The sequence below is a fragment of the Nocardioides sp. REDSEA-S30_B4 genome, assembly GCF_001627265.1.
Classification (GTDB): domain Bacteria; phylum Actinomycetota; class Actinomycetes; order Propionibacteriales; family Nocardioidaceae; genus Nocardioides.
The window spans coordinates 24,720-30,939 of sequence record NZ_LUPI01000026.1 but is presented as its reverse complement, the minus strand read 5'-3'; the positions used below and the strand labels follow the sequence as shown (position 1 = coordinate 30,939).

General features: G+C 74.2%; 7 protein-coding genes. 6 read left to right on the top strand and 1 reads right to left on the bottom strand.

Annotated elements, in window-relative coordinates; all coding sequences use genetic code 11:
- The 6 genes from A6R01_RS07015 to A6R01_RS06990 all read left to right on the top strand — a co-directional run.
- On the top strand, window positions 1-884 hold an 884-nt coding region (locus A6R01_RS07015; RefSeq protein WP_366925096.1), incomplete at its 5' end, for a phosphatidate cytidylyltransferase.
- Window positions 885-891: 7 nt separating this feature from the next.
- A complete protein-coding gene (locus A6R01_RS07010; RefSeq protein ID WP_292604756.1) occupies window positions 892-1,398 on the top strand; it encodes a histidine phosphatase family protein in 507 nt (168 codons plus the stop codon).
- Between the two features lie 49 nt (window positions 1,399-1,447).
- Window positions 1,448-1,807, top strand: coding sequence for a hypothetical protein (locus tag A6R01_RS07005; protein WP_292604755.1), 360 nt, complete (start codon window positions 1,448-1,450; stop codon window positions 1,805-1,807).
- A gap of 67 nt (window positions 1,808-1,874) precedes the next feature.
- A complete protein-coding gene (gene rlmN / locus A6R01_RS07000) occupies window positions 1,875-3,011 on the top strand; it encodes a 23S rRNA (adenine(2503)-C(2))-methyltransferase RlmN (protein WP_292604754.1) in 1,137 nt (378 codons plus the stop codon).
- 13 nt (window positions 3,012-3,024) lie between these two features.
- Entirely contained in the window at window positions 3,025-3,804 is a 780-nt protein-coding gene (locus A6R01_RS06995) for a GNAT family N-acetyltransferase (protein WP_292604753.1), read from the top strand.
- A 94-nt stretch (window positions 3,805-3,898) separates the two neighbouring features.
- A complete protein-coding gene (locus tag A6R01_RS06990; RefSeq protein ID WP_292604752.1) occupies window positions 3,899-5,089 on the top strand; it encodes a glycosyltransferase family 1 protein in 1,191 nt (396 codons plus the stop codon).
- A 16-nt stretch (window positions 5,090-5,105) separates the two neighbouring features.
- On the opposite strand, the gene A6R01_RS06985 is transcribed toward A6R01_RS06990, so the two are convergent.
- A complete protein-coding gene (locus tag A6R01_RS06985; protein ID WP_292604751.1) occupies window positions 5,106-6,200 on the bottom strand; it encodes an LOG family protein in 1,095 nt (364 codons plus the stop codon).
- Between the last annotated feature and the right edge of the window lie 20 nt (window positions 6,201-6,220).

The window sequence follows — 6,220 nt, the reverse complement described above, 5'->3', positions numbered from 1 at the left end:
CCCCCACGGGCCCCACCCCCGCGAGCCAGCCCGTCCCGCCCAAGGACCACGGTCGGGCCGGTCGCGACCTCAAGGCCGCGATCGCCTCCGCGGCGGTCCTCCTCGGCGCGATCGCGGCGTCCCTGCTGTTCCTCAAGGCCGCCTTCATGGTGATCGTGGCGATCGCCGTGTGCGTGGCGGTGTGGGAGCTCGGGCGCGGGTTCTCCGCCAAGGGCATCGACCTGCCCGAGGAGCCGCTGATGGTCGGCGGCGTGGTCATGGTGGTCGTCGCCTACCTCTTCGGGTCCGACGCCCTGGTGACCGCCACCGCGGTGACCGGACTGGTCACCATGCTGTGGCTGCTGCGCCGCGGCATCGAGGGCTACGTCCAGAACGCCTCCGCCTCGCTGTTCACCCTGGTCTACGTCCCGTTCCTGGGGTCCTTCGTGGCGCTGCTGCTCTCCGAGGGCGGCCTGGGCGGAGGCGGCCTCGACGACGACGGGGTGCGCGGGATCATCGTGTTCATCGGGGTCACCATCGCCTCCGACACCGGCGGCTACGTCGCCGGTGTGCTGTTCGGCAAGCACCCCATGGCGCCGGTGATCTCGCCCAAGAAGTCCTGGGAGGGCTTCGCCGGGTCCATGGTCTTCACCGTCGCCGCCGGCATCCTCCTGGTCGTGTGGCTGCTCGACGGGGACTGGTGGGTCGGCATCTTCCTGGGCCTCATCGCGGTGGTCATGGCCACCCTGGGCGACCTGTGCGAGTCGGTGATGAAGCGCGACCTCGGCATCAAGGACATGAGCCAGGTCATCCCCGGGCACGGCGGGCTGATGGACCGCCTGGACTCCCTCCTGGCCACGATCGCCCCGATCTGGCTGCTGCTCCACCACCTCGTCTACCGCTGAGCCGACCGTGACGCTGCACCTGGTCCGCCACGGCCGGCCACTGCGCGACCCCGGGCGCCCGGCCAGCGCGTGGGAGCTGGACCCCGCGGCGTACGACGACGTGTGGGCGCTGCGCGACCGGCTGCCTGCCGGGGCGGCCTGGTGCTCCTCGCCCGAGCCGAAGGCGCTGGCCACCGCCGAGCTGCTGACCGACGGCGACATCGGGGTGCTCGACGACCTGCGCGAGCACGAGCGCGCGGCGGGGTGGCTCGAGGACTTCCAGGAGCGGGTCCGGGCCGCGTTCGACCAGCCGGCCCGTGCGGTCGCGCCGGGCTGGGAGCCGCTGGAGGCGTGCCGGGAGCGGGTCGTCCCCGCCGTACGCCGGCTCCTCGACGTCCACCGCGGCCAGGACCTCGTGCTCGTGGGGCACGCGACGGCCTGGACGCTGGTCGTCGCCGCGCTGACCGGCGAGCCGCCGGACCTCGAGCGGTGGGCGCGCTCCACGACCCCGGACCTCTGGACGCTGGAGCCCTGACCGGCGCGGGGATGCCTGGCGGGCGGGGGATCGGGGCATGCTGTCCTCCATGACCGGCCCCACGACCGACGAGACCGCGGCACCGACCTCCTCCGAGGAACGGCCGGTCGGCTGGTGGCACCGCGGCCACCCGGTGTTCGCCGCCCTGACCGGCTTCTTCGCCGGCCTGGTCTTCGTCGTGGTGGTGCCCGGCGCCTATGCCGCCGTGCTGGCCGCCCTGATGGACTACGAGGCCGCCGAGGACCTCTTCCCGTTCGTGCTGGTCACGCTCGCGGTGCCGATCGCGCTGCTCGTGCCGCCGGTGACGCGGCGCTTCGCCCGCTACATGCTGCTCGGCATCGTCTCCACGGCCCTCGTGGTCGGGGGAGTGGCGGCCCTGGTGCTCTGGCTGCTGGTCAGCCGGGGCTGAGGCACGGGTCACGCCGCGGGGCGAGGGTTCGGCCCGGCGACCGCCCGGGTGGGAGAATGGGGACGTTATGTCGGAGACGCCTGCTGAGCCCATCAAGACGCTGCCCCTGGTGATGGAGGAGCCGCGCGGCCGCAAGAAGCCGCCGCGGCACCTGGCCGACCTCACCGCGGCCGAGCGCAAGGCGCTGCTGGAGGAGCAGGGCCTGCCCGGCTTCCGCGCCAAGCAGCTCTCCACGCACTACTTCGCGCGCCTCGTCGACGACCCCGAGCAGATGACCGACCTGCCGGCCGGTCAGCGGGCCGACCTCGTCGGCGCGCTGCTGCCGGAGCTGATGACGCCGCTGCGCACGATGGAGGCCGACAAGGGCACCACGCGCAAGGTGCTGTGGAAGCTCTTCGATGGAGCGCTGGTCGAGTCCGTGCTCATGCGCTACCCCGACCGCGCCACCATGTGCGTCTCCAGCCAGGCCGGCTGCGGCATGGCCTGCCCGTTCTGCGCCACCGGCCAGGGCGGCCTGCAGCGCAACATGAGCACCGCCGAGATCGTCGAGCAGGTCGTGGCCGGCGCCCGTTCGCTGGCCCGCGGCGAGGTTCCGGGCGGCCCGGGCCGGGTCTCCAACGTGGTGTTCATGGGCATGGGGGAGCCGCTGGCCAACTACAAGGCGGTCATCGGCGCCGTACGCCGGCTCACCGACCCCAACCCCGACGGGCTCGGCATGTCCGCCCGGGGCGTCACCGTCTCCACCGTCGGCCTCGTGCCGCGCATCAAGCAGCTGGCGACCGAGGGCATCCCGGTCACGCTGGCGCTGAGCCTGCACGCCCCCGACGACGAGCTGCGCAACGAGCTGGTCCCGATCAACACCCGCTTCTCGGTCGCCGAGACCGTCGACGCGGCCTGGGAGTACGCCCGGACCACCAAGCGCCGGGTCTCCATCGAGTACGCCATGATGCGCGGCATCAACGACCAGGCCTGGCGCGCCGACCTGCTCGCCGACGTCCTCAACGCCCGCGGCGACTGGGGCTGGGTGCACGTCAACCTGATCCCGCTCAACCCGACCCCGGGCAGCAAGTGGACCGCCTCCGACCCCGCCGACGAGCGTGAGTTCGTCCGCCGGCTCGAGGCCAAGGGCATCCCGACGACGGTCCGCGACACCCGCGGCTCCGACATCGACGGGGCCTGCGGACAGCTCGCAGCCACCGAGTAGGCGGGTGGTCGCGGTGCGGGTCCCGCACGACGAGGTGGCCGGCGCCAGCGCGGCCTGGAACTGGTACCCCCCTGACGCGCGGGTCGTGGAGACCGAGGAGTTCCTCCTCGTCCGCTTCCCCGACTGGTTCTACAGTCCCCTGGAGCTGCTGCGCTTCACGCCGACCAGGCCGACGCGCGAGGTGATGCCCGAGGTGCTCAAGCACGCGGCCGGCCTGGACGCCGACTCGGTCGCGGTGTGGGTGAAGCTCGACGCCCCGGCCGACCTCGATCCCTGGCTCGAGGCCCGCGGGGCGGAGGTGGAGGAGACGCTCGACGTCTTCGCCGCACCGCTGGTGCCGGCCGTGCCAGAGGTGCCCGTCCCCGCTGACGTGGCGGTCCGCCAGGTGCGCGACGTCCCCGCCCTGCAGCGCTTCGAGGAGGTCAGCACGGCGGTCTTCGGCGGCTCGGTCCCCCCGCCGGAGCGCCTGGCCGAGGCGGTGCGCGAGCTCGAGGAGGAGTTCGACTCCGGCAGCGGCCGCTGGGTCGCCGAGGTCGAGGGGCGAGCCGTCGGGGTGGGCGGCCTGAGCGTCGCCGGCCCGGCCGCCCGTCTCTGGGGCGGCGCGGTGCGCCTCGAGGCACGCGGGCGCGGGGTCTACCGGGCGCTGCTCGCGACGCGGCTGGCCGAGGGCGCGGCGCACGGCTGCACGATGGCCCTGGTCAAGGGGCGCGTGGAGACCTCCGGCCCGGTGCTGCGGCGTGCCGGGTTCGAGGTGCACGGACAGGAGCGGCTGCGCCGGCTGCGGCTGGCCTGACCGGTCTCTCGGTTCCACCGACGTTCACCGAAGCGTCCCGGAGGTCCCACCTGTCGCTTCCCGGCGCTTCCGCTGCGTCCCCCACGGTGGGGGCATGAGCTGGTCGATCCTCGAACGCCCCGCGCCGCTGACCGCCCCCCGGCCCACCGGCAGCGACCGGCTGCGGGTGCTGGCGGTCTCCGAGTCCTTCCTCCCGCAGGTCAACGGGGTCACCAACTCCGTGCGCCGGGTGCTGGAGCACCTCGCGGCCGAGGGGCACGTGGCCGAGCTGGTCGCGCCCACCGGCCCGGCGTCGTACGCCGGTTTCCCGGTGGCCGTGGCGCGCGGCGCGAGCCTGCCGTTCTACCGTGACTTCCGCATCGGCCTGGAGACGCGGCGCCGACTGCGGTTCGTCATGCAGCGCTTCCGCCCCGACGTGGTGCACCTGGCCTCGCCGGCGACGCTGGGCCACCAGGCGGCGCTGGTTGCCGAGGAGCTCGGCATCCCGACCGTCGCGGTCTACCAGACCGACCTCGTCGGCTTCGCGCTGCGCTACGGCATCGCCGGGGGCCCGCGCGCCATGGCCCGGCTGACCACCCGCATCCACGGACGCGTCGCTCGGACCCTGGCGCCCTCGAGCGCGAGCATGCGCCAGCTGGCCGACCTCGGCATCGGCGACACCCACCTGTGGCCGCGCGGGGTCGACCTCGAGGGCTTCCACCCGGGTCGTCGCGACGAGGCGCTGCGCGAGCAGCTGGCTCCTGACGGCCGACTCCTCGTCGGGTACGTCGGTCGATTGGCCGCGGAGAAGGAGCTCGACCTCCTCGTGCACCTGCACGCCGACCCGCGGTTCCGGCTGGTCCTGGTCGGAGGCGGCCCGGAGGAGGGCAAGCTACGACGGTTGCTGCCGGACGCGCACTTCGCCGGCGTGCTCCACGGGGCCGACCTCGGTGCCGTCTACGCCTCGCTCGACGTCTTCGTGCACACCGGCCGGCACGAGACCTTCTGCCAGTCCGCGCAGGAGGCGCTGGCCTCCGGCGTCCCGGTCGTGGCCCCGCGCAGCGGGGGACCCGTGGACGTCGTCGCCGACGAGGTCGCCGGGTTCCTCTACAGCCCGGGTGACCCACGCGAGCTGTCCGGCTTCGTCGGCCGACTCGTCGACGACGCACTGCTGCGCCGTCGGATGTCGCGGTCCGCGCGTCTGAGCGTGGCCGACCGCTCCTGGCGGGCGGTGAACGACGCGCTCGTCGAGCACTACCGCGAGGCCTGTGGCGTCCCCGCCAGGGCGGGACTGCTCGCGGGCTGACCGACGCCCGCTCGGCTCATCCCAGCAGCGCAGCCGCCTCCTCGACGGTGTCGACGAGGTGCACCGAGTCCGCCATCGCGCGCTCGGCGGCCAGGGCCTTCAGCAGCGGCCACGCCGGCAGCGTGCGGGTCCAGTGCTCGACACCGACCAGCACCATCGGCGCCACGTCGCCCGCGTCGGCGTAGTAGTTCTCGCAGGCGTCCTGGAAGACCTCCTGCACGGTCCCGGCGGCCCCGGGCAGGAAGACGATGCCCGCGTCGCACACCTCCAGCAGGATGGCCTCGCGGGTGGCGTTGCGGAAGTACTTCGCGATCGCGGTGGCGAAGACGCCCGGCGGCTCGTGGCCGTAGTGCCAGGTCGGGATCGCCAGGCTCTCGCGCGGCTCGTCGAAGCGGTCGCACACGGCGAACGCCGAGGCCGCCCAGGCATCCACCGAGGGGCGGTACGACGGCACCCGCGACAGCTCCGCGAGAGCCCCCTCCACGACGGCCGCCGGGTGCGCGGCCAGCCGCGCCCCGAGGTTGGCCGCCTCCATCGCCCCGGGCCCACCGCCGGTGGCCACGGTCAGCCCGGCGCCGAGCAGGTGCCCGAGGCGGGCCGCGTCGGCGTACGTGCGGTCGCCGCGCTGCGCCGCGTGCCCGCCCATCACGCCGACGATCCGGCGCTCGGCGCGCCATGCGTCGAGAGCCAGGTCGATCGCGTGGTCGTGCAGGGTACGGGCGAGCGCAGCCTCGTCGGCCGTGGAGGCGGGGGCGTCCTGCGACCACGCGTAGGCACGACCGTCGAGGGAGTCGACCCAGCGTGGCGCGTCGTAGAGCTCCTCGGCGGTGTAGAGCGAGCGCCGTCGCACGTCCACGGGCACGGTCGTGTCGACGAGCCGGGGGAGCACCACCGCGCCGCCCGCCTCGGCGCCGCTGGCCTCCGCATCGGCGAAGTCGCAGCCCAGGAAGGTCGCGCCCTCGACGTCGTGACCCCGCAGCAGCCCTGGCCGCTCGCGCATGTCGACCCCGCGCACCCGCCACCCCGAGAGCTGGCGCACCCCCTCGCCGAGCCGGCGCTCCAGCTCGGCGAGGGTGGTGACGTCGACGGTGTGGCCACGGGTGCGTCTCACGCCGGTGACCCTACGTGCGG